Source organism: Streptomyces sp. NPDC002809 (assembly GCF_040295435.1).
GTDB lineage: Bacteria > Actinomycetota > Actinomycetes > Streptomycetales > Streptomycetaceae > Streptomyces.
Genome location: NZ_JBEOVJ010000013.1, coordinates 1 through 26,904, shown reverse-complemented (window position 1 = coordinate 26,904; position 26,904 = coordinate 1). Strand labels below are relative to the sequence as shown.

At 72.2% G+C, this 26,904-nt stretch carries 24 protein-coding genes and 1 pseudogene; 12 read left to right on the top strand and 13 right to left on the bottom strand.

All coding sequences use genetic code 11. The annotated features are described in order from the left end of the window. Positions 1 to 105: 105 nt before the first annotated feature. The gene (locus ABT025_RS11235) at positions 106 to 1,323 is read left to right on the top strand and encodes a type ISP restriction/modification enzyme (RefSeq protein ID WP_350992403.1); all 1,218 of its coding nucleotides are present in this window, start codon (positions 106 to 108) and stop codon (positions 1,321 to 1,323) included. Between the two features lie 366 nt (positions 1,324 to 1,689). Here ABT025_RS11235 and ABT025_RS11230 read toward each other — a convergent pair whose 3' ends face one another. Beyond that, positions 1,690 to 2,682, bottom strand: coding sequence for a GlxA family transcriptional regulator (locus ABT025_RS11230; protein WP_350992401.1), 993 nt, complete (start codon positions 2,680 to 2,682; stop codon positions 1,690 to 1,692). Between the two features lie 72 nt (positions 2,683 to 2,754). Between ABT025_RS11230 and ABT025_RS11225 the strand changes: the two genes are divergently transcribed. Beyond that, positions 2,755 to 4,104: an MFS transporter gene (locus tag ABT025_RS11225; protein ID WP_350992399.1), complete on the top strand. Its 1,350-nt coding sequence runs from the start codon at positions 2,755 to 2,757 to the stop codon at positions 4,102 to 4,104. Between the two features lie 159 nt (positions 4,105 to 4,263). Here ABT025_RS11225 and ABT025_RS11220 read toward each other — a convergent pair whose 3' ends face one another. Continuing rightward, entirely contained in the window at positions 4,264 to 4,974 is a 711-nt protein-coding gene (locus tag ABT025_RS11220) for a TetR/AcrR family transcriptional regulator (protein WP_350992397.1), read from the bottom strand. Between the two features lie 63 nt (positions 4,975 to 5,037). On the opposite strand from ABT025_RS11220, the gene ABT025_RS11215 reads away from it, so the two are divergent. Together ABT025_RS11215 and ABT025_RS11210 are read left to right on the top strand one after the other, a co-directional pair. After that, positions 5,038 to 6,000 carry an ATP-binding cassette domain-containing protein gene (locus ABT025_RS11215; protein ID WP_350992395.1) on the top strand — a complete coding sequence of 321 codons (963 nt, stop codon included), beginning with the start codon at positions 5,038 to 5,040 and terminating at the stop codon, positions 5,998 to 6,000. Then, entirely contained in the window at positions 5,997 to 6,833 is an 837-nt protein-coding gene (locus ABT025_RS11210) for an ABC transporter permease (protein ID WP_350992393.1), read from the top strand. The genes ABT025_RS11215 and ABT025_RS11210 overlap by 4 nt, the downstream gene beginning before the upstream one ends. A 100-nt stretch (positions 6,834 to 6,933) precedes the next feature. Here ABT025_RS11210 and ABT025_RS11205 read toward each other — a convergent pair whose 3' ends face one another. The 3 genes from ABT025_RS11205 to ABT025_RS11195 all read right to left on the bottom strand — a co-directional run bounded on the left by ABT025_RS11205 (position 6,934) and on the right by ABT025_RS11195 (position 9,086). Continuing rightward, on the bottom strand, positions 6,934 to 7,542 hold the full coding sequence (locus ABT025_RS11205; protein ID WP_350992389.1) for a TetR/AcrR family transcriptional regulator: 609 nt from the start codon (positions 7,540 to 7,542) through the stop codon (positions 6,934 to 6,936). A 193-nt stretch (positions 7,543 to 7,735) separates the two neighbouring features. Then, complete coding sequence (locus tag ABT025_RS11200; RefSeq protein WP_350992387.1) at positions 7,736 to 7,999, bottom strand: hypothetical protein; 264 nt, start codon at positions 7,997 to 7,999, stop codon at positions 7,736 to 7,738. A gap of 277 nt (positions 8,000 to 8,276) precedes the next feature. Next, positions 8,277 to 9,086 (bottom strand): SGNH/GDSL hydrolase family protein, encoded by an 810-nt coding sequence (locus tag ABT025_RS11195; RefSeq protein WP_350992385.1) that lies wholly within the window; start codon positions 9,084 to 9,086, stop codon positions 8,277 to 8,279. 200 nt (positions 9,087 to 9,286) lie between these two features. Here ABT025_RS11195 and ABT025_RS11190 point away from each other — a divergent pair, with 200 nt between their 5' ends. Then, entirely contained in the window at positions 9,287 to 10,402 is a 1,116-nt protein-coding gene (locus ABT025_RS11190; RefSeq protein WP_502971920.1) for a DUF5925 domain-containing protein, read from the top strand. 77 nt (positions 10,403 to 10,479) lie between these two features. Here ABT025_RS11190 and ABT025_RS11185 read toward each other — a convergent pair whose 3' ends face one another. Beyond that, positions 10,480 to 10,854, bottom strand: a complete 375-nt coding sequence (locus ABT025_RS11185; protein WP_350992381.1) for a GntR family transcriptional regulator — start codon at positions 10,852 to 10,854, stop codon at positions 10,480 to 10,482. Between the two features lie 69 nt (positions 10,855 to 10,923). Between ABT025_RS11185 and ABT025_RS11180 the strand changes: the two genes are divergently transcribed. Both ABT025_RS11180 and ABT025_RS11175 read left to right on the top strand, forming a co-directional pair. Next, complete coding sequence (locus tag ABT025_RS11180; RefSeq protein ID WP_350992376.1) at positions 10,924 to 11,844, top strand: GNAT family N-acetyltransferase; 921 nt, start codon at positions 10,924 to 10,926, stop codon at positions 11,842 to 11,844. Next, complete coding sequence (locus ABT025_RS11175) at positions 11,825 to 12,322, top strand: ribonuclease FAU-1 family protein (RefSeq protein WP_350992374.1); 498 nt, start codon at positions 11,825 to 11,827, stop codon at positions 12,320 to 12,322. The genes ABT025_RS11180 and ABT025_RS11175 overlap by 20 nt, the downstream gene beginning before the upstream one ends. Before the next feature lie 130 nt (positions 12,323 to 12,452). Here the strand turns inward: ABT025_RS11175 and ABT025_RS11170 are convergent, their stop codons facing one another. Then, the gene (locus ABT025_RS11170; protein WP_350992372.1) at positions 12,453 to 13,931 is read right to left on the bottom strand and encodes a trifunctional class I SAM-dependent methyltransferase/NUDIX hydrolase/VOC family protein; all 1,479 of its coding nucleotides are present in this window, start codon (positions 13,929 to 13,931) and stop codon (positions 12,453 to 12,455) included. Between the two features lie 217 nt (positions 13,932 to 14,148). On the opposite strand from ABT025_RS11170, the pseudogene ABT025_RS11165 reads away from it, so the two are divergent. Continuing rightward, positions 14,149 to 15,173 (top strand): annotated as a pseudogene (locus tag ABT025_RS11165) (lytic polysaccharide monooxygenase auxiliary activity family 9 protein). 27 nt (positions 15,174 to 15,200) lie between these two features. On the opposite strand, the gene ABT025_RS11160 reads toward ABT025_RS11165, so the two are convergent. The 3 genes from ABT025_RS11160 to ABT025_RS11150 all read right to left on the bottom strand — a co-directional run bounded on the left by ABT025_RS11160 (position 15,201) and on the right by ABT025_RS11150 (position 20,766). Then, positions 15,201 to 16,097: an esterase/lipase family protein gene (locus ABT025_RS11160; protein WP_350992371.1), complete on the bottom strand. Its 897-nt coding sequence runs from the start codon at positions 16,095 to 16,097 to the stop codon at positions 15,201 to 15,203. Positions 16,098 to 16,285: 188 nt separating this feature from the next. After that, positions 16,286 to 17,284, bottom strand: a complete 999-nt coding sequence (locus ABT025_RS11155; RefSeq protein ID WP_350992369.1) for a DNA polymerase Y family protein — start codon at positions 17,282 to 17,284, stop codon at positions 16,286 to 16,288. After that, entirely contained in the window at positions 17,281 to 20,766 is a 3,486-nt protein-coding gene (locus tag ABT025_RS11150; protein ID WP_350992367.1) for a DNA polymerase III subunit alpha, read from the bottom strand. The genes ABT025_RS11155 and ABT025_RS11150 overlap by 4 nt, the downstream gene beginning before the upstream one ends. Positions 20,767 to 20,927: 161 nt before the next feature. On the opposite strand from ABT025_RS11150, the gene ABT025_RS11145 reads away from it, so the two are divergent. Further along, positions 20,928 to 21,983 carry a DUF3533 domain-containing protein gene (locus ABT025_RS11145; RefSeq protein ID WP_350992365.1) on the top strand — a complete coding sequence of 352 codons (1,056 nt, stop codon included), beginning with the start codon at positions 20,928 to 20,930 and terminating at the stop codon, positions 21,981 to 21,983. Positions 21,984 to 22,222: 239 nt separating this feature from the next. Continuing rightward, positions 22,223 to 22,720, top strand: a complete 498-nt coding sequence (locus ABT025_RS11140; RefSeq protein WP_350992363.1) for a phospholipase — start codon at positions 22,223 to 22,225, stop codon at positions 22,718 to 22,720. An 83-nt stretch (positions 22,721 to 22,803) separates the two neighbouring features. Here the strand turns inward: ABT025_RS11140 and ABT025_RS11135 are convergent, their stop codons facing one another. Both ABT025_RS11135 and ABT025_RS11130 read right to left on the bottom strand, forming a co-directional pair. Continuing rightward, the gene (locus tag ABT025_RS11135; RefSeq protein WP_350992361.1) at positions 22,804 to 23,430 is read right to left on the bottom strand and encodes a DUF6000 family protein; all 627 of its coding nucleotides are present in this window, start codon (positions 23,428 to 23,430) and stop codon (positions 22,804 to 22,806) included. A gap of 108 nt (positions 23,431 to 23,538) precedes the next feature. Then, positions 23,539 to 23,940 (bottom strand): hypothetical protein, encoded by a 402-nt coding sequence (locus tag ABT025_RS11130; protein WP_350992359.1) that lies wholly within the window; start codon positions 23,938 to 23,940, stop codon positions 23,539 to 23,541. Between the two features lie 40 nt (positions 23,941 to 23,980). On the opposite strand from ABT025_RS11130, the gene ABT025_RS11125 reads away from it, so the two are divergent. Further along, on the top strand, positions 23,981 to 24,139 hold the full coding sequence (locus ABT025_RS11125; protein ID WP_350992357.1) for a hypothetical protein: 159 nt from the start codon (positions 23,981 to 23,983) through the stop codon (positions 24,137 to 24,139). 262 nt (positions 24,140 to 24,401) lie between these two features. Here ABT025_RS11125 and ABT025_RS11120 read toward each other — a convergent pair whose 3' ends face one another. After that, complete coding sequence (locus ABT025_RS11120) at positions 24,402 to 25,487, bottom strand: S1 family peptidase (protein WP_350992355.1); 1,086 nt, start codon at positions 25,485 to 25,487, stop codon at positions 24,402 to 24,404. Positions 25,488 to 25,906: 419 nt separating this feature from the next. Here ABT025_RS11120 and ABT025_RS11115 point away from each other — a divergent pair, with 419 nt between their 5' ends. After that, on the top strand, positions 25,907 to 26,782 hold the full coding sequence (locus ABT025_RS11115; RefSeq protein WP_350992353.1) for an alpha/beta fold hydrolase: 876 nt from the start codon (positions 25,907 to 25,909) through the stop codon (positions 26,780 to 26,782). Positions 26,783 to 26,904: the final 122 nt, after the last annotated feature.

Below are 26,904 nucleotides of genomic sequence, written 5' to 3'. Positions count from 1 at the left end.
CCCACTGACGACCGCTGGTCCCCACAGGCGCCCTGCCGGGACCGGCGGTCACGCCGTTACGATGCCGGGGAAGGCGGCAGACGTGGCGACGGGGAGGACGACACGGTGGCAGCTCCGGCAGCGGCCGGCTCCGGCGAGGGCCCGCGCAGCCCGCTCCTCGACGACCTCATGCCCTGGTCCGTACGGCCGTTGCGGACCGGGCGCCCCTGGGTGACCGCCCCGGACGCGGCGTCCCTCAGGGCCCGCTGGAACCGGCTGGTGCAGGCACCGGAGGCCGAACGCGAGCAGTTGTTCGGGCCCACCCGTGTGCGCACCCCGCGGACTCCGGTGGCGGCCCTGCCCGGACAGCCCGGCGGGACCGGCCGGTTCGCCCGTGAGCAGGGGCCGTGCCCGGAACCGGTACGGATCCTGCACGGGCCGTTCGACGAGCAGTGGCTGCTCCCCGACCACCGTCTGATCGACGTGGCCCGGCCCGAGCTGTGGCGGGTCTCCGACGGTCACCAGGTCTTCGTCGTCGAGCACGGCCGTGTCCCCCAGGACACGGGCCCCGCCCTGTCCGTGACCGCGCTGCTCCCCGACGGTCACTCCCCCGCGGGCCGGCCAGGCCGGATCCGTCCGCTGTACCGGCGCCCCGGCGGCGCCGAACCCAATCTGGCCCCCGGGCTCCTCACCCTGCTGCGCGCCCGCCACGGGGACGCCGTCACTGCCGAGTCCGTGCTGGCCTGGATCGTCGCGGCGGGCCGGCGCTCACCCGCGGGCTGTGTGGTGCCGCTGCCCGCGGACACCGCGCGCTGGTCGGCGGGGGTGGAGCTGGGACGTGAGCTGCTGCGGCTCCAGTTGCGCGGGGCGCGGGGCGGGGAGCGCCCCCGGCTGCCGGGCGGGCGCCGCCCGTATGTGCGGGCCGCCGTGCCGCCCGTCCCGTCGGAGCTTTCGTACGACGCCGAGGAGCAGGTGCTGAGCCTCGGCTCGGGCCGCATCTCTCCGGTGCCCGCGGGTGCGTGGGAGTTCCGGGTGGGCGGCGTGCGGATGCTGGAGCTCTGGTTCGAGCGCCGCGCGGCGGTGCCCGGGGCCGGCGGCCTGGAGGCCGTACGCCCCCGTGCCTGGCCCCAGGAGTGGACGTCGGAGCTGCTGGAGCTGATCGCGCTGCTCGCCCTGCTGGCCGAACTGCGGCCCAGGCAGGACGAGCTGGCGGACGGCCCGGAGATCGGCGGACACGAACTGAGAGCGGCGGGCGTGCTGCCGGTGCCGGCCACCGCCCGGCGGCCCGCGTCCGTGCTCGACCACCAGGAAGAGGGCCCGGACGGCCAGTTCGCCCTGCTGTGACACCGGCGGGCCCGCACCCTTCCCCTGATGCGACACGAGCGGACCCGCACCTTCGTTCTGCTGTGACACCGGCAGACCCGCACGAGGCCCTCGTGCGGGTCCGGGGCGTGGACGTCGATCCCCCGCCCCGGGCGGCCGCCGCCTCCCGGCCTCGAAGAGGGAGCCGACGCCCTTTCGCGAACCGCGCGTTCATGCGTCCGCACAAGGGAGCCGACGCCGTTTCACGGAGCAGACGTACACACTCGGCGAAGGGGAGCCGTCGCAGGTTCCCGGAGCGGACATCCACGCGTCTGCCTCCGGGGATCCCCGCCCCCAGCCGCTCGACGCTCTGGGGGAAGGCATCCCCGGAGGCCGGCTCCTGCGCCCCTACCCGGCCTCGTCCGCGCGGAAGGTGCGCCGGTAGGCGGCGGGCGTGGTGCGCAGCGCCTCGTGGAAGCGCCGGCGCAGGTTGACGGCCGAGGAGAGGCCGACCCGGCGTGCGATGGTCTCCACCGGCAGGTCGGTCTCCTCCAGCAGCGCCCGGGTGGCGGCGAGCCGCCGGTCGAGCAGCCAGCGTCCGGGGCTGATGCCCAGCTGTTCGGTGAAGCGCCGGGTCAGCGTGCGGGCCGAGACCTGGGAGCGGACCGCCATCTCGGCGACGCTGACCGGCTGGTCGAGGCGCCCGGCCAGCCACTCCAGCAGTGGGGCCAGCGAGTCGGCGACCGGCCCCGACGTGGGCAGTTCGGCGTACTGCAGCTGGCAGCCCTCGCGGTGCGGCGGCATCACCATCTGCCGTGCGATCCGCATCGCGTAGGCGGCCCCGTGGTCGGTACGCACGAGGTGCAGGCAGAGGTCCACGCCGGCCGCCGATCCGGCGCTGGTGGCGACGTCACCGTGGTCCACGTACAGCACCCCCGGGTCGACCTGGACCTGCGGGAACCCGGCGGCCAGCTCGGCGGCCCGGGCCCAGTGGGTGGCGGCCCTCCGGCCGTCCAGCACCCCGGCGGCGGCGAGCACGAAGGCGCCCGAGCAGATGGCGACGATCCGAGCACCTCGCCGGTGTGCCCGGCGGACCGCCGCGGCCACCGCCTGCGGCACCTCGGTGGCAGTGGGCTGTTGCCGGCCGGGCACCAGCACGGTGTCCGCGCGCTCCAGCGCGTCCAGGCCCGCCGTGACCAGCAGGTCGTAGCCGGCCTGGGTACGCACCGGTCCGGGGTGCTCGGCGCAGACCTCGAACGTGTAGCGGGCGGGGACCTCCGGGCCGTGGTCACCGAACACCTCGGCCGCGCAGGCGAGCGGGAACGTCGACTGCTGGGGCTGCAGCAGGGCCACCACCCGGTGGTGCGGCACAGGGGACTTCGGCAGCGAACGAGGCGTCATGGCGGGAAAGTACCCCATCATGTCGTTCCGGACACTGGGGCAGCACATTGGTCCGGACCAGGATGGTGCGTTGTGACCACTACGCAAGCGCGGAACCAGTCCTCGCCTCCGGGCAATCCACCCAGCGGGCAGCCCAGCACCTCACCGGGCGAACGGCCGCCCGCACGGCTCCCGTTGTGGGACCGGCGCTTCACGTTCTACTTCGTCGCCCGTTCGGTCTCGCTGGTCGGCGACGCGATGATGCCGGTGGCCGCCGCGCTCGCGGTGGGCGCGCTCTACGGAGCCTCCGGCGTCGGCTTCGTCCTCGGCACCTGGACCGGGACATGCGTCGTACTGGTCCTGTTCGGCGGGGTGTTCGCCGACCGGTGGGGCGCACGCCGGATGATGGTGGGCGCGGACCTCGTCCGGGTGCTCACCCAGGGCGTGCTGGCGGCCGCGTTCTTCGCCGGACCGCCGCCCTTCTGGCTGCTGGTGACCATGGCGGCGCCGGCCGGTGCGGCCACCGCGATGTTCCAGCCGGGGGTGAACGGGATGGTCCCGCTGGTCGCCCGCGAGCCGCAGCGGGCCAACGCCACACTCAAAGTGGCCGACGCGCTCGCCCAGTTGCTCGGACCGGCCCTGGCGGGACTGCTGATCGCACTGACCGGCGCCGGGACCGTGTACGCGATCGACGCGGGCACGTTCGTACTCAGCGCCCTGTGCCTGGCGCTCATCCGCCTCGCCCCCGCCGGCACCCGGGCCGGTGCCGGATCCGCTTCCCCCGGAGGGAGTTCACTCCGCCGCGACCTGCGTCAGGGCTGGCACGAGTTCCGCTCCCGTACCTGGATGTGGGCGGTGATCCTGATCTGGGTGGTCTACGGCGTGCTGCTCTTCGGCCCGCTGGTCCCGCTCGCTTCGGCCCTGATCGGCTCCCGGTCCGGCCCGGACGCCTATGGTCTGGCGGTCTCCTTCCTCGGCGCCGGAACCGTGCTCGGCGGCCTGCTGGCGCTGCGGGTGCGACCCGCCCGGCCGCTGGCGGCAGGCGCGGTGGCGATGGGGTTGTTCACCGTGCTGCCGCTCTGCGTGGCGCTGGGCGCGGAGCTGCCGGTGCTGCTGGCGGGCCACGTCCTCGGCGGCGGTGCCCTGGCGTTCTGGTCCGTGATGTGGGCGACCAGCGTGCAGACCCACACCCCGCCCGCGGTACTCAACCGGGTCACCGCGTACGAGCTGGCCGGTTCGGTGTCCGGGATCGCGCTCGGTCAGATACTGGCGGGGCCCGCCACCGCTCTGGCCTCCCCGGCACGGCTGCTGCTGGTCTCGGCGGGCACCTGCCTGGCGGGCTGCGTGGCGCTGCTCTCGGTCCCGGCGATCCGGACGCTGCGCCGCGCCGCTCCCGCGGACGGCGGCCGGCCGGAAGCACCGGACGGCCCACGCGGAGGGTGAGCGTCCCGGGCGGGGGGGGTGAGCCCGTCCGGCCCTGCGGGCTCTCGACGCGGAACAGAGAAACCCGCACCTGCCGCACCCACCTCCCCCGAACCCCCCGCCCCCGCCGCACCCGGGCGGTACGGGGGCGGGCGGCGAGCGGTGCCGCCCGGAGGGCAGTCATGTCCGGTCGAACGAGTCCAGCACCCGGGCGAGTGCCCGGTCGAACACCCCGTCCAGATCGATCGGCCCGGGGTCCTCGGCGAATCCGGCCGCCATCCGCGGGTACTTCCCGGTCATGATCTGACTGATCAGATACCCGGTGCGGGCGGCCTGCTCCTGCTCCTCGGACCAGGGCAGCGAGCGGCTGCGCTCCGCCGTGGCGATCTCGTTGGCGGTGTAGGTGGTCACCACGCCGTTGACCATGGCGATGAGCTCCATCTTCTCGCCGAACCGCGCGTCCACGCCGTCCAGACAGCTCAGCGCGTACTCCAGGTACCGCAGGGCGTTCGGGCTGAACCCGTAGACGGGCGACATCAGCCGGGGCACCCAGGTGTGGCGGCGCATCACCCCCCGGGCCTGGTGGGCCAGGGCGAGGAGGTCGGCGCGCCAGTCGCCCGAGGGCTCCGGGTACTCGTACCCGGCACTGACCGCGTCGAGCATCAGCTCGTGCAGGTCCTCCTTGCGGGGCACGTAGTTGTAGAGCGACATCGTGCCGCAGCCGAGCTCGGCCGCCACTTTCCGCATGGACACCGCGTCGAGCCCCTCCGCGTCCGCGATGCGCACGGCGGCAGCCGCGATGTCCGCGCGGCTGAACGCGGGCTTGGGGCCGCGGCCCGCACGCTCGGGGCGCGCCCAGATCACTTCGGGTACAGCGGGTCGCCCCACCATTGATCATCACCTCGACCACCATGGTAGTTACGTACACCGTACGTAGTGCGGTACCGTTGCGGCATGACAACTACGTACGCTGTACTTAGTGAAGGTCTGGAGAAGCGCTACGGCGACGTCCACGCACTGAGCGGCCTCGATCTGGCCGTGGCCGAGGGCACCGTCTGCGGAGTCCTGGGGCCCAACGGCGCCGGCAAGACCACCGCCGTCCGCGTCCTCACCACGCTGACCGCCCCCGACGGCGGCAGCGCCCGGATCGCGGGCCACGACGTGGTGCGTGAACCCGGGGCCGTACGGGCGGCGATCGGTGTCACGGGGCAGAGCGCCTCCGTCGACGGCGAGCTGTCCGGCCGGCAGAACCTGCGGCTCTTCGCCCGGCTGCTCAAGTACCGGGGCGCGGCCGTGCACACCCGCGCGGACGACCTCCTCGAACGTTTCGAGCTGACCGGTGCGGCCGACCGCCCGGCCCGCACCTACTCGGGCGGGATGCGTCGCCGCCTGGATCTCGCGGCCAGCCTGCTGGCCCGGCCCCAGGTGCTGTTCCTGGACGAGCCGAGCACCGGACTCGACCCGCACAGCCGCAATCAGATCTGGGCCGCGGTACGGGAGCTGGCGGACCGCGGCACCACCGTCCTGCTCACCACGCAGTATCTGGAGGAGGCCGATCAGCTGGCCGACGACATCGTCCTCGTCGACAGCGGCCGGGCCGCCCACAGCGGCAGCCCCGCCGAGCTGAAGGCCCGGATCGGCAGTTACGCCGAGGTCGTCGTCGCCCACGCATCGGCACTCGCCCCGGCCGCGGCCGTCCTGGACCGGCTGACGGGCGCCGCGCCGGTGCTCGACCACGAGCGCCGCACGGTGGGCGCGGTCGCCACGGACCCCACGCTCACCCTGCCCCGGATCGTCCGCGAGCTCGACGCTGCGGGCGCTGCGGTGATCGACGCGAGTCTGCGTCCGCCCACCCTCGACGAGGTCTTCCTGCGTCTGACCGGCCGCAGCGCCCCCACCGAGGAGACGGCAGCATGAGCACCGACGCGCTCGTCACGGAACGCCGGACCCCGGACGCCACCGGGCCCGCGAACACACCGGTCGCGGACGCCCTGGCCGTGCTCGGCCGCCATCTGCAACGGATCAAGGCGGCTCCGGGCGTCCTGATCCTGACCCAGACCATGCCGATCACGATGCTGCTGTTCTTCGGGTACGTCTTCGGCAGCGCGCTGGCCGTGCCCGGCCAGGAGTACCGCGCCTTCCTGGTGCCGGGACTGCTGGCGGCCACCGCCGCGAACGGCATCATGACCGGGATGTTCCAGTCCGCGCAGGACTGCCACCGGGGCGTGATGGACCGGTTCCGCACCCTGCCGATGAGCAGGACCGCCGTGCCGTTCGGGCAGACCGCGGCCGATCTGCTGACCACGGCCGTCGGACTGATCCCACTGATGCTGGTCGGACTCGCCGTGGGCTGGCGGATCGAGGGCGGCCCGGCTGCCGCGCTGGGCGCGTTCGGACTGCTGCTGCTGTTCCGGTTCGCCACCTCGTGGGTGGGCTGCTGGCTGGGGCTGCTGATCCGGAACGAGGAGGCCGCCGGACAGATGGGAGCCTCCACGTTCATCCTGCCTCTGCTCTCCAGCGCGTACATCCCGACCGACAACCTGCCGGGATGGCTGCGCACGCTCGCGGAGTGGAACCCGATCAGCGCCGTCGCCACGGCAGCCCGCGACCTCTTCGGCAACGCCGCGCCGTCCGCCGACGCCGCATGGCCGGTCGCGCACCCGGTGGCCGGGACGCTGTTCTGGTCCGCACTGCTGCTCGCGTTCGCCGTGCCGCTGTCCGTACGCAGCTACGCGCGCGGTGGCGAATGAAGGCGTGCCGACCTGGTGCGTGACGGGGGCCCGCGCGGATGAAGGCGCAACGGCCCGGTGCGCGACGAGGCGCGCATCGGGCCGTCAGCGCACCGCACGCTCAGCCGGGCAGCGCGACCGGCCGGTCCAGTGCGCCCAGCAGGGAGACGAAGCTCGACTCCAGGAAGGCGCCGAGTTCGTCGAGGGCGTCCGGTTCGTCGAGCGGCCAGCTGGTGACGGCCTCCTCGGCGAAGGCCATCCAGGCCCGGGCGGCAACCAGCAGCCGCGGTGAGTCCGGCATCCCCAGCCGCCGCTGCCCCTCCTCCACCCGCCGGGCCAGAGTGTTGCGGGTGAACTCGACGATGTCCTCCACGGCGGGGTGGCTGCCGCCGGCACCGCGGACCAGGGCGAGATAGACCCTGCGGTGCTCCGTCACGTACGCCACGAACCCGGCGATGAAGGACCGCAGCCAGGGGACGGGCTCCAGCGAGGAGTCCGGCTCCGTGGCTGCGGCGAAGTCGTCGCACTCCTGCTGCACCACGGAGCGGTAGAAGTCACGCTTGGAATCGAAGTAGTGGAACAGCAGCCCCCGGGAGATGCCGGCGCGGCGCGCCACATCGTCGGTGGAGAGCTCGTCCAGCGAGCGATCGGCGAGCATGTCCACGCCAATGGCGACCAACTGCGCCCTTCGCTCGTCGGGGCTCAGGCGCGCGGCTCGCTTCTCGGGCATGCGGACAGTGTAGAAGTACTTCGGCACCGAATTATCTCGGCACCCACTTCACCGGACCCCGCTTCGCCGGACGACACCCATGCGGTCACGCCCCCGCAAGGGGCTTACGCGGACATGGCGAAGCGCCACTGCCGGCTCCGGGGATGACGGAAGAGCAGGCAGCAGCGCGACGCCGGGGACCGGGTTCGTCGATTCAGCGGCGGCTGCCGAAGAGCGAGCGGCGCAGTCGCCGCAGCGGGGCGAAGAGCGAGACCCTCGCACTCTTGCTCCGGCGGGTGTGCGCGGCGTCGCGCGAGGTGAGCTCGCGCATCAGCAGCGTCGCCTCAGCGGACTCGCGCTGCGGGACGGCGGGGCCGCCCAGCACTGCGAGATGGCGGTCGAGGCGCGAACTCGTCGCGCTGCTCCCGCATGTGATGGCAGGCACACGCGCCCTGCTGTGCATCGTTATCTGTTCCATGTCACTCCCCACCCGTACGAGGGCACCCGGCCCGGGCAGGTTAACCCTATCGCCCCGCGGCGACGCGCGTGTATCCCGGGCACGGGATTGAGCACACACATACGGAGGTTGACGACCTGTCTGCGAATCACTGCGATTCCAGGGCGAGTTGGACAGATCGCCACCCCCTGGACAGCACACCCGCCCCGGGGCCGGCCCCCCGGAAGGAGGTCCCGGCCTGCGGGACCTCCACCCCGGGAAGCGGCCCTACGGGGTGACGAACGGGAGTGCGGGCCGGTCAGTCGAGCGCGTTGAGGACGGGCAGGTAGCCACCGGACTGCCCGGAGGCGAAGGGGTGGTACGACTCACCGATGTTGAGCCAGTTCAGGCTGTGCAGCCAGGCGCTTCCGGAGCAGATCTCGTGCCCGGTGAACTTTCCGGCGACATCACCGAAGGTGAAGCCGTGATCGGCGGCGCGCTTGGCGGTGGCCGCGTTGAGGTAGTCGGAGGCGCCGTTGATGGCCGTGCGCACCTTGTCGCTCAGCCCGACGACGCAACTGCCGCCGATCTTGTAGAAGCGCGGGTAGCCGAGGACGACGACATGGGCGGACGGGGCCTTGGCGCTGATCGCGTCGTACACCGAGTTGAGCTTGCCGGGCAGGGTGGAGTCCACATAGCTGCGGGCGGTGGCGATCCGGTTGAGACAGGTGGCCTCCGACTGGAGGACACAGGTCGTCATCACATCGGCGAATCCGGCGTCGTTGCCGCCGATGGAGATCGAGACCAGGTCGGTCGAGGAGTTGAGCGGTCCGAGCTGGCTCGCCGTCACGTCACCGGTGCGGGCACCCGAGCAGGCGGTGAAGGCGAACGAGGCGGGTGCGTTGGCTGCCGCCCAGAGCGAGGGGTAGGCGAGGGTGCTGCGCTTGCAGTCACCACTGGAGCCGATGTAGCTGCCGGAGCCGACCCCCGAGGAGTAGGAGTCGCCCAGCGCGACATAGTCGACGGCTTGCACGGACGACGCGGCGTTCGCGGTGGCTGCCCCGGTCAGGGCGACTACTGCACCGAGCAGGAGCGAGGACGAGAACGCCACGAGTCTGGACATTTTCATGGAACCTCCCAGGGATCGACCGACAGGATCTCTGCCACGTCCGTGGTAGCAGCAGCGAAGGCCATTCCGGAAGTGTTCATGCCAAGTCGAACGGATGAGCTTTTTCCCGACGCCCTCTGAACACACGTCATATCGGCGCCGGTGCACGTCATATCGGCACTGATGAAACCTGGGTGCGCGGGGTGCCCCCGTGCCGGATCATGGGCGGCATGTCTGCCAACCCCGAGTCCGCTCTGCCGATCCGGCTCACCGTCGACGACAGCGACTCCCCGTCCGACGTCGTCGACGCGCTGTTCCTCGGCCGCTTCGCGACGGGCGAGCAGCCGTACTCGCACAGCTCCTCCCTCGACCGGGTCAGGACGGGGGCCACGCTGCTGCCCCCGTCCGCGAAAGTGCTGCGCGCCGCGCGCGACGACGACCGCAGCGCCACGCTCGCCGAGGGCGAGGGCTGGACCCTGCTCATCTCGCGATGGAACCGGGGCGCCGACGTCACGGTCACCGCGACCACCCCCGAACTGGCCCGGAAGGTGCTGGACGAGGCCACGGAGGGAGCCCAGGACGAACCGGAGCCGCAGCCCGAGAACGTGACGATGGGCTTCTGGTACATGTCGCCGCGGCGCGGACCGCACCGCACGACCCGTCAGATCGCGGCCGGTACGTGGGACGAGGTGCGGGCCAACTACACCGCACCGGTGGCCGATGCGATGGGCCGGCTGATGAAGGTCACCCCCGACGACATCGCGGGCCGGCTGCTCCTGCTGCACGGACCGCCCGGCACCGGCAAGACGTCCGCCCTGCGCACCCTGGCGAGGTCCTGGCGGGACTGGTGCCAGGTCGACTGCGTGCTCGACCCCGAGCGGCTCTTCAACGACGTCGGCTATCTGATGGACATCGCGATCGGCGAGGACGACGGCAGCGCGAAAGGCCGCTGGCGTCTGCTGCTGCTCGAGGACTGCGACGAACTGATCCGCGGCGAGGCCAAACACACGGCCGGCCAGGCGCTGTCCCGGCTCCTGAACCTCACGGACGGGCTGCTGGGCCAGGGCCGCAACGTCCTCGTCGGGGTGACCACCAACGAGGACCTGGAACGGCTCCACCCGGCGGCCGTCAGGCCGGGCCGCTGCCTCGCCCGGATCGAGGTGGGACCGCTGACCCGCAAGGAGTCCGTGACCTGGCTCGGCACGGATGAGGGCCTCGGCCGGGACGTGGCGCGCGAGGGAGCGACCCTGGCGGAGTTGTACGCGCTGCGCCGCGGCACCGGCCCCGCATCGGTCCCCAGGCAGGACTCGGGCGCGGACGCGGGTCTGTACCTCTGACTGACCACGGGCAGGGCCTCCGGCCCACCTCCCCGCAGTCCCGCCGCGCGAGATCCTCCCGTCGGATCAGCCCCGCCTCACCCCGTGTACACCGCCCGCACCGCGTCCTGCGCCAGTTCCAGCGCCCGCGCCCGGGACATCCCCAGCCGCCGGACCTGTTCCGCGTACTCGCGCGCCGCGGACGCCGCGTTGCGTTCGGCCGCGTCGCCCGCGGCTGCGACGAACGTCCCGTTGCGCCCGCGTGTCTCGATCACTCCGTCCCCCTCCAGCGCCCGGTAGGCCTTGGCGACGGTGTTGGCGGCGAGGCCGAGCTCCTCGGCGAAACCGCGTACGGTCGGGAGCTTGTAGCCGACCGGCAGCGCGCCGGAGCGGGCCAGTTCGGAGATCTGCGTGCGCAGCTGCTCGTACGGAGCGGTGCCGGAATCCGGGTCAACGGCGATCTTCAGAGTCACGGGCCGATTCTGCCCCACCGCCGGAAATTCGGGGGCGGACGGGCCGGACCTGCGGGTACGGTCCGGGCCATGACTGTCATCGTGCGCGATTTCCGGCCCGCCGACGCCCAGGACTGGGTCCGGGTGAGGCGCGCGGCGCTCCCGTTCGTGGTCACCACACCGGAGCGGGTCGTGTTCGACCTGGCCACCGCCCATCCGGACAAGCGGTACCGGCTGCTGGTCGCGGAGGAGGAGGGCGAGGTCATCGGGACGGCCCAAGCCGGGCTGGCGTACGGGAGCCCCGAGCCGGGGCAGGCGTTCTGCAATCCGTACGTCCACCCGGAGCGGACCGGCCGGGGAGCGGGCACGCTGCTGCTGCGCACGGCCGAGGAGTATCTGGCCCTGGCCGGTGCGGCCTCGGTCTACGCCTGGGTCATGGACACCCCCGGTGACCTGGCGTTCGCCGCGAAGCACGGCTATGAGTCGAGCAGGCCCGCGCACTTCTTCCGCCTCGGCCTGGCCGACGCCGCACTGCCGCCCCGTCAGGAGCTGCCGGCCGGTGTCGAGCTGCGCACCGGCGCCGACTTCGCCGACGACCCGCGCCCGCTCTTCGAGGCTGATGCCGAGACCACCGCGGACGAGCCCACCGACACACCGGCCCGACTGTCGGACTACGAGGAGTGGCTGACGAAGACCTGGGGCAGTCCCGGCCTCGACCACCACCTCACCTCGGTCGTGGTGGCCGAAGGCGAGGTGGCGGCGTTCACCGCGGCGGAGACCGACGGAGTGGACCGCTACTGGTCGGGGATGACCGGCACCCGCCGGGCGTTCCGTGGCCGCGGGCTGGCGAAGCTCGCGAAGAACGACTCGCTGCACCGGGCGCGCGCCGCCGGGTTCACCGATGCCTACACCGGCAACGACGCCGGCAACACTCCGATGCTGGCGATCAACCGCTGGTTCGGCTACGAGCTGTGTGCCACGGAGGTGCGCCATGTCCGCAAACTCGGCTGAGTCCGAACTGACGGTCGTCCTGATCAAGGCCGGAAAGACCAAGATCCGCTATCCCGCCGCCCTGGTTGCCGACGACGGCACCCGGGTGACGGTGCGTGCGCCCTGGGCCGCCCCCGGGGTCCGCGACTTCGGCTTCGTACGTTTCGAGCCGGGTGACGTCTTCACCGAGTACTACTGGCGGGACGCCTGGTTCGCGGTGAAGGAGGTCCGCACCGGGGCGGGTGCGCTCAAGGGCTGGTACTGCGACGTGACCCGCCCGGCTGTCCTGCGGGACGGCGAGCTGCTCGTCGAGGACCTGGATCTCGACCTGTGGGTGTCGGCGGACCGCTCCGGCGTACTGCGGCTGGACGAGGACGAGTTCGAGGAGAGCGGCCTGGCCGGACGCGACCCGGAGGCGGCGAGGGCAGCCGTGGAGGCACTGGACGAGCTGGAACGCCTGGCCCGCACGGAGGAGGGGTTCGCCGGGCTGCTGGGCTGAGACGCCCCGGCGAGGGCGGCGGGCCGGGGTGCCCACGGCCGGGCGCCCCGGTTCGAGGAGAAGAGGCCATGGCGTCCGGCCGTCCGGCGCCCCGGCCGCCGCCCTCGCCCCGTCCCTCACCCCGGTCCCCTCAGCCCACCACCAGTTCCACCTCGTACCCCGCCGCGTCCTCCAGGTAGGCGGCCACATGCCCGTCGCCGCCCGCATGCGGATGGCGGTCCGGGAACAGCAGCCGCCAGCCGTGGTCGGGGGCCCGGGCCACCAGGGCGTCGAGGGTGGCCCGGTCCTCGACGTGGAACGCCAGGTGGTTGAGCCCGGGGCGTCGTCGCTCGTGTGCTCCGGGAGCCAGGTCGGGCGACTGCTCGATCACCAGATAGCTGTCGCCCCGCCGCCAGCTGCGCCCGTGCGCCCACTGCTGGTACGGGACATGACCCAGCTCGCCGAGGAGCCAGCCCCAGCCGGACGCGGCGGCCGCCAGATCGGGCACCCACAGCTCGATGTGGTGCAGCCGCCCGGTGCGAGCGCCGCCGGTCTGCAGCGGCACGGCCCGGCGGACGCCCCGTGGTTCGTACGCGACGGTGTCGCCGTCCTCGTGCCAGTGGATCAGGAACTGCTCCCCCGCCCGGTATCCGTCGAGGCCGGCGCGGCAGTACGCGACCATGTCGTCCGGAAGGGCGCCCAGCGGGAACCACTCCAGCCCGGAGCACTTGTCCGGTTCACGGTTGTACGGCGGCCGGTCCGGGTCGTACTCCGCCTCGAAGAACCAGCCCGTTCTGGGGTTGCCGCCCGGCCCCCTGTGCTGCATGACCAGGGCCATGCGCAGCTCCTCCGGTTCGAGCGCGATCCCGATCTCCTCGGCCGTCTCGCGGATCACCGCGTCGCGGACGTCCTCACCATCCTCCACATGCCCGGACGGGGCGTGCAGCAGCCCGTCCGCGTACCCCGTACCTGCCCGGCGGGCGAGCAGGACGTCGGAGCCGCGGCGGAGGATCAGATGCACATCGACGACCTCGGCGTGCCGGCGCGGGGGTTCGGCCCGCGCCACCAGGGCGTAGCGCTCGTCGTCGACGTCCTTGCCCCAGAGGTTCCGGTCGCCTGAGAGCCACTCGTGGTGGATGCGCTCGGTGAACGGTGCGATCAGCGAGGTGAGTCGACCGGCGGAGAGCCCGACCCCGTTCCACACGCCTTCGATCAGGACCAGTCTGCCGCCGGGCCGCAGCAGGCCGAACCAGTGGCTCAGGACGGCCGCCGGGTCCGGGAGCAGCCACACCACGTGCCGGGCCAGGATCACGTCGAACTGCTGCTTGCCGACGGGCGGCGCGGCCGCGTCCCCGGTCAGCACCTCGGTCCCCGTACCTGCCAGCTTGGCGCGTGCCTGCTCCACCATGCGTGGCGAACGGTCCACGGCGGTGACCCGGTGCCCCTGCCCGGAGACGAGCAGCGCCAGGCTTCCGGTGCCGCACCCCAGGTCGAGGACCTCGGACCGTTCCCTGGGGAGCCAGTTCTCCAACCGTTGTGCCCAGGCGTGCCGGACCACGGGGTCGAGCAGGCCGTGGTCCGGTTCCTCGTCGAAGGAACCTGCGGCTGAATCCCAGTCGATCGTCGTCATGGACCGATCGTGCCAGCCGGCACTGACAGCGGCTGCGGTCTTCCGGAGAGGCGGCCCGGCCCGGGGCACCGACGGCCGGTCTCAAGCATTCTTGAGTGGCCCCTCAAGGCCGTCATAACGATCGCCCGCAGCCCCTTTCCCGGACCTTTCCGGGGGCGGCCCGGGGCTAAGGGCTGTCCCGCACACCGCCGTGGACCGCTGAAGGAGTACCCCTGTCATGCCTGCCTTCACTCCCGCCCGCCGCAGGGCCGCCGCTGTCGTCGCGCTCGGTGCGACGCCACTCGTACTCACCGCTCCGACCGCGGCTCCGGCCGCGGCACACGGCTCACTGACGGCCCCGGTCAGCAGGGTCTCGGCCTGCTTCGCCGAGGGTCCGGAACACCCGCGGTCCGCCGCGTGCGTGGCCGCGGTCGCGGCGGGAGGCACCCAGGCGCTGTACGACTGGAACGGCGTCAACATCGCCAACGCGGCAGGGAAGCACCGGCAGTTGATCCCGGACGGCAAGCTGTGCAGCGCGGGCAACGCCAAGTTCGAAGGGCTCGATCTGCCGCGCGCCGGCTGGCCGGCCAGTGAGATGAAGGCGGGATCCCACACCTTCCGGTTCCGGGCCACCGCCCCGCACAGGGGTTCCTTCGCGCTGTATCTCACCACCGCCGGCTACGACCCGGCGAAGCCGCTGAAGTGGTCCGGCCTGGAGGAGAAGCCGTTCGCCGGGGCCACCGACCCGGAGTTGGTGGACGGTTCGTACGTCTTCGACGGCACCGTTCCCCACCGCTCGGGACGTCAGCTGATCTACAGCGTCTGGCAGCGGTCGGACTCCCCCGAGGCGTTCTACGCGTGCTCCGACGTGGTCTTCGGCGGTAAGGGCGGCAGCGCCGCCGGCGGCAGCGGTTCGGTCGCGCCGTGCCCGCTCCGTCCCCGTCGGCGCCCTCCGAACAGGAGATCACCGAGGGTGCGCAGAAGTCCTCGGTCGAGCACGGCGGCCACGGTGACGACGACGCCGGTACGGGCGCGACCGTCACCGAGGCCGCTGGGGCGACGGCTCCGGCCAACGCCCCGGAGCCGGACAGCGCGTCGGGCGATGTCCCCGTCGCGGGGGCCGACAACCTCGCCGAGACGGGCGGCGGCGCCGCCACGAGCCGGCTGGCCATGGGCGGTGCGGCCGCGATCGCGCTGGGCGCGGGGGCGCTGCCGGTCTCGGTCCGTCGCCGGGCCGCCGCAGCGACCCGGCGCGGACTCTGACGGGCAGTCCGGTCAGGGAACCGGTCCCTACCCGATGACCGACGCGCAGGTGGTCGGGGTGGCGTGCGCCGGGTCCAGGGCGTTCGCCACCTCGTGGTAGGCGATCCGGTCGATCGTCCCGATCGCCACGTGCTCCGACAGGTCGACCGGGCACAGGTCCTGGAGCAGGACGTTGCGTACGTCCGGCCCGTCCAGGAACTGTGTCCGGTACGGGGTCACGACCTCGTCGTACTTGGTCGCGATGACGGTGTAGTGCACGCCGGGCACGGTGTCGGGCACCGAGTTGAGCTTGGTGACGAAGGGCGATCCGGCCACCTGGTCGGCGAGTCCGGGTGTTCCGGCGTTGAGCAGGTCCTCGGCGCCGGGGAAGTACGGCAGCAGTTTGGTCAGACCGAGGAGGGTGGTGCCGTGGTTGTCGGGCGCGATCCCGACCAGGGCGTTGACCTTGGCCGCTCCGCCGAGGAACTTCAGGTAGTAGTTCGGCATCATGCCGCCCTGGGAGTGGCCGACGAGGTCGGCCTTCGGGGCCCCGGTGGAGGCGAGCACCTTGTCGACGAAGACGGAAAGCTGTCCGGCCGACTTGTCGATCGGGCCGAGGCCGTTGAAGAGCGGCACTCCGGGGAGCTGCCCGTAGTCGAGCGAGTAGACGCAGTAGCCCCGGTTGACCAGGTAGGGGGCGAGGACGAGCCAGTTGTCGACCGAGTTCCCGAAGGTCCCGTGGACGAGCACGACGGGCCGGGGGTGGGCTGCGGAGGGCTTGCAGGAGTAGTCGTTCCAGCCACGGGAGGTGACCGTGGCGGTGGCGGTGGGGGTGGCTGCAGCGGCAGCGGCCGTGGGGGTGGCGACTGCCGCGACGGCGAGGAACAGTGCGGCGAGGGTTGTCCGCGCACGTGGGGTACGCGACGCACGGGTCCAGGGCAGCATCGTGTGGTCTCCTTGCGGCTCAAGGGAGTTGCGATGTCTTTGCACCCTGCGGCCCGGACCACAAGTTCTGACGAAGTTCTACGTGCTCATGCCAACCTACGCACGAGTAAGGTTGCGTGGGAAGTTACGCGTCGGTAAAAACTGACGCGGTAGTAACCGTAGCTTCAGGACAGTCACCGACGGGCAGGTCAGGCCGCGAGTCGCCCCGGCATCACAGCCTGCGGCCCGAATCTGGCCCGCAGCCGGTCCGCGACCGCCTCGACCCGCCGCGCCCGTTCGTCGACCGGGTCGAAGGTCAGCTGGTGCGCGGCCTGCCCGGCATCTCCGAGCCCCTCGGCGCGCAGCGCGATCCCCCGCACCCTGGCCCGCTGCAGGGCGAACGAGTCATGGATCCGGTAGGCGAGCGCGGTCAGTTCCGCGGAGTGCGCGGTGGGCTCGCGGAGCGTACGGCTGCGGGTCAGCGTCGAGTATCCGGTCCGGTCGGCATAGCGCACGGAGACCGCGAGCGAGCGGCACACCCGCCCCTCGCCGCGCATCCTCGCCCCCAGCTCCTCGGTGAGCGACATGAGCGCACGCCGCTGACGCTCCCGGTCCAGCTCGTCGCGCGGGAAGGTCCGTTCGGCGGCGAGCGAGCGGGCCGCGGCGTTCGGCACGACCTTCGTACGGTCGATGCCGTGCGCCCGCTCCCACAGCTCGCGCCCGGTCCGTACCCCGGTGATCCGCTGCAGGGTGCCGAGCGGGGCGGCCGCGATCCGGCCGACGGAGTCGAGCCCGTATCCGCACAGTGTGCGGGCCGTCGCCGCCCCGACGCCGTCCAGCGCGGCCGCCGGCCGGTCCGCGAGGAAGGCGGCGGCCCCGCCTGCGGGCACCACGAAGGTCGTCCCGGGTGCGGCCTGCCGTGCCGCCATCCGGGCCAGCATCGGGTTCTCGGCGGCCCCGATCGCGCAGTCCACCCCGTGCAGGGCCAGCGCGCGGACCCGGATCACCGAGGCCAGCCCCTTCACGTCCTGCCCGAAGTAGCGCAGCGCGCCCCGGACATCGGCGAGCGCCCCGTCGGGCGGGGCCGCCTCGACGAGGGGGGTGAACGAACCGAGCAGGGCGAGCAGCCCCGCGTAGCCGGCGCCGTCCGGGAGGCCGCCGCCGACCCGGCGGAACCGCAGGCAGAGGATGCCGGACTGCTCGCTCATCCCGCACTCCCCGGGCTCTGGTGCCACAGCTTCCTTCCGGTGGGGACCCCTTCGCCGGGTGGCTGCAGGTCCGACCAGGGGTTCATCTCGTAGCCGGTGGGCATCCGGATCCGGCGGCCGTCGCCGGCAGCGGACGACTCCTCCTTCTCCTTCTCCGGGGCGGCCGCTTCGGCAGGCACCTGGGCCAGCCGGGCCGCGACCGCGTCGAGCCCGCCGGTGCGCCGCAGTTCGGCCAGCTCCGCCAGATTCCAGGCGGCCGCGCCGACCACGCTCAGGCTCCGCGGCCCGCGCCGCTGCACCACTCCGCGCACCAGCAGCAGCCAGGAATGGAAGACGGTGTACGCGCAGGCGGCGTGGCTGTCGTCGAAGAAGGCCAGGTCGACCAGGCCCGTACCGTCGTCCAGGGTGGTGAAGACGACCCTGCGGCCGGAGCGTACCGGCGGGGTCTGGGTGGCCGCCTTGGCACCCGCGACCAGCACGGTTTCCCCGTGCCGCGCCTCGCGCAGCCGCTTGGCCGAGACCGCGCCGAGCTCCTTCAGGAAGGCGTGGTGATCGCTCATCAGATGGCGCGAGACGTCCATGCTCAGCACGCCCAGTTCGGCGCTGAGCCGTTCCGCCTCGTTGAGGTCGGGCAGACCGATGGAGCCGGTGCGGTGCCCGCCGCCGAGCGGCAGTTGCGCGCCGGAGCCGCCGGAGCCCGCGCCCCGCTGGGCACGGTGGAGTTCGGACAGGTGCAGCAGCAGGTCGCGGCGGTTGGCGCCGAACGCGTCGAGAGCGCCGACCTGCGCCAGCCGTTCGGCGGCGGGCTTGCCCGGACGGGCCCGTTGCCAGAAGTCCAGCAGCGAGGTGTAGGGCTGCCCGGCCTCGATCCGGGTGACCTCGGCAGCGCTGATCCCGTGGACGTCCGAGAGTGCCAGCCTCAGCCCCCAGGCCTCCTCCCCCTCCCCCACACCAGACACCAGTTCGATTCGATGGGCGGCCGCCGACCGGTTCACATCCAGCGGCAGCACCGGCACTCCGCGCCGCCGCGCGTCCGCGAGCAGCAGACGCTTCGGGTACATCCCCGGGTCATGGGTGAGCAGCCCGGCATAGAAGGCCGCCGGGTGATGCACCTTCAGCCAGGCCGACTGGTACGTCGGTACGGCGAAGGCCACCGCGTGCGCCTTGCAGAAGCCGTAACTGCCGAACGCCTCGATGATCTCCCAGGCACGGGCGATCACCTCGGCGCTGTACTTGCGCACCGCCGCGTGCTGGGCGAACCAGACCCTGATCCGGCCCTGCGACTCGGGGTCGGAGAGCCCGCGCCGGACCCGGTCGGCCTCGTCCCGGCCGCAGCCGGTCATGATGTCGACCATCTCGATGATCTGCTCGTGGAAGACCACCACCCCGTACGTCTCGCGCAGCGGCCCCTCCAGGTCGGGGTGCGGATAACGGACCGGCGCCCGGCCGTGCCGGGCCTCGATGAACGGGCGCACCATGTCGGCGGCGACCGGGCCGGGCCGGAACAGCGAGATGTCGACCACCAGGTCGTGGAAATCCGCCGGCTGGAGCCTGCCGACCAGGTCACGCTGGCCGGGCGACTCGATCTGGAAACAGCCCAGCGTCTCGGCGGTCCTGATCAGCCGGTACGTCTCCGGATCGCCCGGCGGCACACCGTCCAGGTCCACCTCCTGTCCGGAGGCCCGCTTCACCTCCGCGACCGCGTGCGCCATCGCCGACTGCATCCGTACACCGAGCACGTCGAGCTTGAGCAGCCCGAGGTCCTCCACGTCCTCCTTGTCGAACTGTGCCATCGGGAAGCCCTCGCCGCTGGTGGGCATGACGGGGGTGCGGCGCAGCAACGAGGCGTCGGAGAGGAGGACCCCGCACGGGTGCATGGCGATGCCGCGCGGCAGCGCGTCGAGCGCCTCCACCAGCTCCCACAGCCGCCCGTACTTCTCCTTCGTCCTCGCCACCTCGCGCAGCTCGGGCAGTTCCTCCATGGCCGCGAGGGCGTCGCGGGCCCGGATGTGCGGGAAGGCCTTGGCGAGCCGGTCGGTCTCGGCCGGGTTCATGGAGAGCGCGGCGCCGACGTCGCGAATGGCGTGGCGCACCCGGTAGGTCTCGGGCATGGCGACGGTGGCGACCCGCTCGGCGCCGAAGCGGCCGATGATCGCGCGGTAGACGTCGAGGCGGCGGGCCGACTCGACGTCGATGTCGATGTCGGGCAGCACGAAGCGGCGCTTGGAAAGGAAGCGCTCCATCAGCAGCCCGTGCTCGACCGGGTCGGCGTGGGCGATCCCGAGGAGGTGGTTGACCAGGGAGCCGGCCCCGGAGCCGCGCGCGGCCACCCTGACCTTCATCTCCCGTACATCGTCCACGACTTGGGCGACCGTCAGGAAGTACGAGGCGAAGCCGTGGTGGGCGATGATGTTCAGCTCGTGGTGCATCCGGTCCCAGTACTCGCGCCTGCGGTCGTAGCCGCGCAGCACCATGCCCGCGGCGGCACGGGAGGCCAGCACCCGCTGGGCGGTACGGCGGTCCGCGCCGACGAGGTGCGGTTCGGGGAAGTGGACCGAGCCGAGGCCGATGTCGCCCCGGGGGTCGACCACGCAGGCGTCGGCGGTGCGCCGGGTCTCCTCGATCAGCCGCGCCCCGGCGCCGGGGCCGAGTCCGGCGGCGGAGGTGATCCGCTCGGCGGTCTCCGCCATGGCGCGGGCGTCCTTGAGCCAGCGCTCCCCGCTGTCGAGCGGGGAGCGGCGCGGGTCGACGGGGACGAGCCTGCGGGCGGAGTCGAGCACATCGGCGACAGGGCCCTGACCCGCGTCGGCGTACCGGACCGCGTTGGTCAGCACGGCCCGTATCCCCTGCTCGGCGGCGAAGCCGACGGTACGGGCGGCGAGCCGCAGCGAACCGGGTCCGGTGCCGTCGCGGCCGTGGTGGACGGCTTCGAGCCGCAGGTCGTCGCCGTACACCTCCCGCCAGGGGGCGAGCAGGGCGGCGGCCCGGTCGGGCCGGCCGGCGGCCAGCGCCCTGCCCACCTCGGAGGCGGGGCCGAGCAGCACGGTGAGCCCTTCGGCGGACAGTGCGGAGCGGTCGAGCAGGGGCCGGCCGCCGTCGGGCACGGCTCCATGCGCGGCGGTGACGAGGCGGCACAGCGCGGCCCAGGCCTGGGCGCCGTCGCGGGCGAGGAAGGTGGTCCTGGGTGCGGATTCATCGACAAAGGCACCACCGCGGGCCGGGGTCCGCAGCCGTTGCGTACGCCCGTCACCCTCCGTGTGCCCGGCGGGGGCCACGGCGAGTTCCACCCCGAAGAGCGGCCGCACCCCCGCCTGCCCGCAGGCCTTGGCGAACCGGACCGTGCCCGCCAGGGTGTCGCGGTCGGTCAGCGCGAGGGCGTCCATCCCGCGCTCGGCGGCGCGCTCCGCCAGCCGCTCCGGGTGCGAGGCCCCGTACCGCAGGGAGAACCCGGAAACGGTATGCAGATGCGTGAACCCGGGCACCCGCACCTCCTGAACCGATCCGCACTCACCACCCCCTCGCTCTCCACCATAGACCAAGTTTCGAACATTCGTACGATACTCGGGCGTGAGCCGTCCTCGCCCTTCAGCCATTCGGCCCGGCCCCGACTGCGCGAATGCCGAGCACCCCGGACCGTGGGGGCATGACTTTCGCTGACGAGGTGAAGAACGCCGTCACTCCACGGGCCGCACTGCTCGTCATCGGCGTACTGGCGCTGCAACTGCTGTTCATCGCGTCCTACATCGGAGCACTCCACAACCCGAAGGCCACCGATGTCCCGTTCGGCGTCGTCGCACCCCAGCAGGTGTCCGCCCAGCTCGTCACCGAACTGAAGAACCTCCCCGGCGACCCCCTGGACCCCCGGGCGGTCACCGACGCGGCCACCGCCCGCCGCCAGATCCTCGACCGCGACATCGACGGCGCCCTGATCGTCAACCCCAGGGGCACGACCGACGCCGTACTGGTCGCATCCGGCGGCGGCACCGTCCTGGCCACCTCCCTGACGAAGATCATCAAGGAGGTCGAGCTCACCCGGCACCGCACGGCGCGCGCCGTGGACGTGGCCCCGGCCTCGAACCAGGACTTCGACGGGCTCTCGTCCTTCTACCTGGTCGTGGGCTGGTGCGTGGGCGGCTACCTCTGCGCCTCGATCCTGGCGATCAGCGCGGGCAGCCGCCCCGCCAACCGTCAGCGTGCCGTGATCCGGACCGGGGTCATGGCGCTGTACTCGATCGCAGGCGGAATCGGCGGTGCGATCATCATCGGCCCGATCCTCGGAGCCCTGCCCGGATCCTTCTGGGGGCTGTCGGGCCTGGGCGCGCTGACCGTCTTCGCGGTCGGCATGATCACCCTCGCCCTGGAGGCGCTCACCGGCATCGTCGGCATCGGCCTGGCCGTCCTGATCGTGGTGATCGCGGGCAATCCGAGCGCGGGCGGCGCCTTCCCGCTCCCGATGCTGCCGGACTTCTGGCGGGCGATCGGCCCCGCCCTCCCACCGGGGGCCGGGACCTGGACAGCACGCTCGATCGCCTACTTCAGGGGCAACGCGGTGACCGGGCCGCTGCTGGTGCTCTCCGCGTGGGCGGTGGTGGGCACGGTCATCACCCTGCTGATGGCGATGCGGAAGAAGCCGGAGACTGCGGCCGCCGCGGACACCCCGCTCGCGGGGGCGGCGGGCGGGGGCTCGACACTGGCGTGACGGGGGGAGCGACCCCGTAACCGTCCACACCCTTCACCGCTCTTCGCTGCCGCCCCCGCCCCTTGAGCGGGGGCGGCAGCGGCGCTCCCATGGCCATCGCTCGACGAACACCGCAATTCTCGGCGTCCGGTCGGCGCAACGACTATGCATGACAGGTACATGGCGGCATTCTGGGGCGACCTCATGACCCCACGAGGTACACGGCCACCCCAGCTCCTTCTCACCCCACGGAGATCGCCATGCGTCGCCACGTCGCCATGCTGCTCGGCACCGTCGCCCTCTCGCTCCCGCTCGCCCTGCTGCCCGCCGCATCCGCCTCGGCCGCCCCCGCGGACAAACCCCAGGTCCTCAGCTCATGGACCCAGACGAGCGCCTCCAGCTACAACGCCTGGAACGCCGCCCGCAACAACCAGGGCTCCTGGGCCGCCTACGGCTTCGACTGGTCGACGGACTACTGCAGCACCTCGCCCGACAACCCGTTCGGCTTCCCCTTCCAAACGGCCTGCGCCCGCCACGACTTCGGCTACCGCAACTACAAGGCCGCCGGCACGTTCTCCGCCAACAAGGCCCGTCTCGACTCCGCCCTCTACGCGGACCTCAAGCGCGTCTGCGCCGCCTACTCGGGTGCGAAGCTGACCTCGTGCAACGCCACGGCCTGGACGTACTACCACGCCGTGGACATCTTCGGAGTCGCGCCGGCCGAGGCGGGCGCCGGCAGACTGCCCCAGTCCGCCTGACCTGCCCCGCCGCTCGGTGTCCCGGGCCGCCATGCCGCGACCCGGGACACGGCTCAGGGGTGCCAACGGCTCAGGAAGGACGGTCACCCCGAGCCGGTGCCTCCGTCGGCTTCGCTGTCGGCAGCGAAGCCGCAGAGCCCGTCCATGAACCGGCTCGGTGACGACGGCCTCGGCAGCGCCTCGACCCACTGGTCCCAGAGGCCGCCGGGCACCAGGAACCGGGTGGCGTGCTCGCTTCCGGTGAGGCTGTCGATGTGGAGGAGCGCGCTGATGGCCCAGTGCTGGTCGTACTCGCAGTCGGGCCGTCGGAGGTAGCGGTCCAGGTAGACCGCGAGATACTCGGCGTCCTCGTCGGTGCCGAAGCGCGCGAGGGCGAAACAGTGGCCCTGACCGGCAAAGCAGAACTGACTGGTCAGGAGAAGATCAGCGAGAACGTCACGGAAGTGGTCACGACGGTCGAAGCCGATCAGCCACGATGCCGTCAAGCGGGAGCGCCAGTCGCCCTCCAGCAGGATCTCGAGTTCTTCATCGGTGATCTTCCGGGCGGCAGCACGCACGGACTGCACGAACAGATCGCGCTCGCTCTCGTCGTCACGCGCGAAGTTGCCGTGCAACAGGCGCAGATGGCGTCCGTGCTCCTTCGGATCCGGTGTGACGTAGCGATCGACGACGTCGAGAAGCTCGGAGGCGGAGGCACGAGGAAAGCGCATGAAGACATTTCACCTGACCGGGCGATCCGGGGCCGGAGCTTTCGGCGGTCACGTCCGGAGCGCGCACCGGACCCGCCCGGCCTTCACTCCCCGGCCCTGTCCGGATCGTCAGTGGCCGCCGCCGGGCCGGTCGCAGCCGGGGTGATCGGGGTAGCCGCCGAAGGCCTCCGCACGAGTGGAGCCACGGCTCATCGTGCCTTCGACACAGAGCAGCGGGGAGTCGTCGACGTCGACGAGGAATCCGAGCTCGGCCGGACCGATCCGATACGTCTGCGTTTCCCCGGACGGGTAGCCGAGTCCGGTGAGCACCTCACGCGCACTCCCCGGGGCGAAGTCACCGCGCACTCGCAGCGGTTCGAGTGCCTTCTCGATGCTCGCAACGGCCTCGATTCCGTCGCAGCGGCTCTGGCCGTACAGCGAAAACGGAACCTGGAAGCCATGATTCTCCGCGTAACGGTCGGCGGGAGGCGGTGCCTCCGAGCCCGAGCGGTGTGCGGTCGGCGTCGGCACCGCCGAGGGGCTCTCGCCGGGGCACCGGAAGTTCGCCGGTGTGCTCGGCCTCGACACGCCGGTCGGGGCCGGCCCCGTGCGTGCGTCGGCTGCGTCCCCCGACCGCTCGGTCCCACACCCCGCCACCAGCATGACCACCGCCGACGACGACAGCGCCCCGAGCCTTGCCCTCGCCATTCCGGTCATCGCCATGCGCTGATTCTCCCCTGCATTGCGTCAACTCGCTTTCGGTCGGGTCAGGTTGGGCCAGGTCGGGCCCGGCGGCTGCCGGGCGCCGACCGGCCCCCACGGCCTTCGGCGCAGACCACCTGCCTTCGAAACAAGTCGCCGCGGCAGGTCTTCGCCACCACCGGCCGGTCCGGACGCAGACCGCTTCGGAGATACGGCGCGACCGACCGATCGACCGGACACGGGAATGGCCCCCGGCACAGCCGGGGGCCATTCACCGCCGCACGGAACCGTCAGCCGATCTCCGCCCCGAACGCCGAAAGCGCCTCCGGAACCGGCTGGAAGAACGTCTCGCCGCCCGAGGAGCAGTCGCCGCTGCCGCCCGAGGTCAGTCCGATCGCCGTGTCACCGGCGAAGAGCGAGCCACCGCTGTCGCCGGGCTCGGCGCAGACCGTGGTCTGGATGAGCCCGTTGACGATGTCGCCGTTGCCGTAGTTGACCGTGGCGTCCAGCCCGGTCACCTCGCCGTCGTGCACCTGGGTGGTGGAGCCGCTGCGCGTCACCGTCATCCCGACGGTCGCCTCGCCCGCACGGGTGATCGGCTGGGCGGAGCCGTCGTAGAGGTCGACCTCGCTGGGGTGCGCGGTGTCGGAGGTGTACTTCACCAGGCCGTAGTCGTTGTCGGGGAACGACGAGCCCGCGTTCGTACCGATCTCCGCGCCGCCCTGGGAGTCCGACCAGTTGGTGATCGCCTCCGTGCAGTGTCCGGCGGTCAGGAAGTACGGTTCGCCGTCCTTGACCACGTTGAAGCCCAGCGAGCAGCGCCCGCCGTTGCCCCAGATCGCGTCGCCGCCCGCGATGAACGGCTTGAACTCCCCGGCGGAACGCTTGAGCTCGGCCTTGCCGCCCAGCCCCTCGACCACCGAGCTGAGCCTCTGCCAGGCGTCGCCCCCGACCGTGCGGTCCGCGGTGACGACCACCTTGTTGCTGACGGGGTCGACGGCCCATGAGGTGCCGGGGATCGTGGCCTTGCCGGTCAGGGTCTGCCGGGCCGACTTCAGTTCGGCGAGCGAGTTCTGTACGACTCTCGCCGTGCCGCCCGCCTGCCGCACCTGCTCGGCGGCGGCCTCGTCGACCACGTTCATCACGAGGTGCTTCGACGAGGCGTCGTAGTACGCGCCCGCCGCGTCGGTGCCCAGGTCCTTGCCGAGACCGGTGGCCAGCTTTCCGGCCGCCACCGCGTCGAGCGTACGCGCGGTGAACTGCGGTACGTCTTCACTGGCGTTCGCACTCTGGAACGTCACTCCTGCCGCGACCAGTGCGACCACGGCCGACCCGGCCAGCACTGCGCGCTTCCTGGACATGCGTCGATGCTTCAACTTCGACCTCCTGTGGGGCCGCGCACGGATGATGTGGGGTCGCCCGTACGCGGAGGATGGGGCGCCCACTATTCCGACCGCCCAGATAGCACACAAGGCCGACTCCAGGACGCACACACGACAACACCGGTTCGGTCGTGCCACGTTCACTTACCGGCGGTCAGGCCTTGTCGATTCCTTCTGCGAACACCCGGTGCAACCGCCGGATCGGCAGCGGGTGAGGACTTGCCCTGTCCGGTATCGGCCCCTGCGGATCCGATTCCAGGCGCATCCCCGGTCCACCCGCACCTGCCCGTTGCCCCGGAGCCTCCCAGATTCTCCCCACGCGCCATCCCGGTTACGGCTCTGATGGGTCATCATCGGAAGGTGCGGGGAAAGCCGGGCACGTCGTGCCCGCAGGGATCACGAGGAGGCACGGAGTGCGCAGTCGGGTGCGCGCGGCCGACGGGCGGCAACTGGTGGTGGAGCGGTTGGGGGATCCTCGTGGCAGACCGGTCTTCCTGTTGCACGGGATGCCCGGCAGCAGGCTCGGTCCGGCGCCGCGCGGCATGGTGCTGTACCAGCGCAAGACACAGCTGATCACCTACGACCGGCCGGGATACGGCGACTCCGACCGGCTGCCGGGCAGAAGCGTCGCCGACGCCGTCCAGGACGTACGGGCCATCGCGGACCACATCGGACTCGACCGGTTCGCCGTGGTGGGCCGGTCCGGTGGTGCCTCGCACGCCCTGGCCTGCGCCGCGCTGATGCCCGAGCGGGTCACCCGTACCGCCGCCCTGGTCGGGCTGGCCCCCCGGGACGCCGAGGGCCTCGACTGGTTCAACGGGATGGCCGCCTCCAATGTGCTGGCGTACACCACGGCGACCGCCGACCCGGACGGGCTCGCGGAATCGTTCATCTCGCGGTCCGCGGTGATCAGGAATAATCCGGTCCGGCTCATCGACGATCTGCGCCGGGAGCTGACCGACTCCGACCGGATGGTGGTCAACGACGTCGGCGTCCGCACCATGCTGCTGCGCAACTACCGCGAGGGGCTGCGCACCTCGGCGTACGGCTGGATCGACGACGCACTCGCGTTCAGTCACCCGTGGGGATTCGACCCGGCCGACATCACCGGTCCGGTGCTGCTGTGGCACGGCGAGAAGGACGTGTTCTCACCGGTCGGGCACACCCGCTGGCTGGCGAGCCGCATCCCGGGCGCCACCGTCGTGGTGGAACCGGCGGCCGCGCACTTCGACGCGCTGCACGCACTCCCCCGGATCCTCAACTGGCTGCTGGACACGTCCGAGGGGTGAGCAGCGGACCCGGGAGCGTCCGGCCGTGGCCGGACGGCCCCCCCGCGGCCCCCCCCAGGCCGTGCAGGTAGGCCCGGTACCGGCGGCCGGACCCGGCGCTACCGGGGAGGGGGTGGTGGTGA

Bases quoted from the DNA above. Each gene is read 5' to 3' on its own strand.
- ABT025_RS11230 (WP_350992401.1), bottom strand. From the start codon at position 2,682: ATGACGCCTCGTTCGCTGCCGAAGTCCCCTGTGCCGCACCACCGGGTG.
- ABT025_RS11220 (WP_350992397.1), bottom strand. From the start codon at position 4,974: ATGGTGGGGCGACCCGCTGTACCCGAAGTGATCTGGGCGCGCCCCGAG.
- ABT025_RS11215 (WP_350992395.1), top strand. From the start codon at position 5,038: ATGACAACTACGTACGCTGTACTTAGTGAAGGTCTGGAGAAGCGCTAC.
- ABT025_RS11210 (WP_350992393.1), top strand. From the start codon at position 5,997: ATGAGCACCGACGCGCTCGTCACGGAACGCCGGACCCCGGACGCCACC.
- ABT025_RS11205 (WP_350992389.1), bottom strand. From the start codon at position 7,542: ATGCCCGAGAAGCGAGCCGCGCGCCTGAGCCCCGACGAGCGAAGGGCG.
- ABT025_RS11200 (WP_350992387.1), bottom strand. From the start codon at position 7,999: ATGGAACAGATAACGATGCACAGCAGGGCGCGTGTGCCTGCCATCACA.
- ABT025_RS11195 (WP_350992385.1), bottom strand. From the start codon at position 9,086: ATGAAAATGTCCAGACTCGTGGCGTTCTCGTCCTCGCTCCTGCTCGGT.
- ABT025_RS11190 (WP_502971920.1), top strand. From the start codon at position 9,287: ATGGGCGGCATGTCTGCCAACCCCGAGTCCGCTCTGCCGATCCGGCTC.
- ABT025_RS11180 (WP_350992376.1), top strand. From the start codon at position 10,924: ATGACTGTCATCGTGCGCGATTTCCGGCCCGCCGACGCCCAGGACTGG.
- ABT025_RS11175 (WP_350992374.1), top strand. From the start codon at position 11,825: ATGTCCGCAAACTCGGCTGAGTCCGAACTGACGGTCGTCCTGATCAAG.
- ABT025_RS11170 (WP_350992372.1), bottom strand. From the start codon at position 13,931: ATGACGACGATCGACTGGGATTCAGCCGCAGGTTCCTTCGACGAGGAA.
- ABT025_RS11160 (WP_350992371.1), bottom strand. From the start codon at position 16,097: ATGCTGCCCTGGACCCGTGCGTCGCGTACCCCACGTGCGCGGACAACC.
- ABT025_RS11155 (WP_350992369.1), bottom strand. From the start codon at position 17,284: ATGAGCGAGCAGTCCGGCATCCTCTGCCTGCGGTTCCGCCGGGTCGGC.
- ABT025_RS11145 (WP_350992365.1), top strand. From the start codon at position 20,928: ATGACTTTCGCTGACGAGGTGAAGAACGCCGTCACTCCACGGGCCGCA.
- ABT025_RS11140 (WP_350992363.1), top strand. From the start codon at position 22,223: ATGCGTCGCCACGTCGCCATGCTGCTCGGCACCGTCGCCCTCTCGCTC.
- ABT025_RS11135 (WP_350992361.1), bottom strand. From the start codon at position 23,430: ATGCGCTTTCCTCGTGCCTCCGCCTCCGAGCTTCTCGACGTCGTCGAT.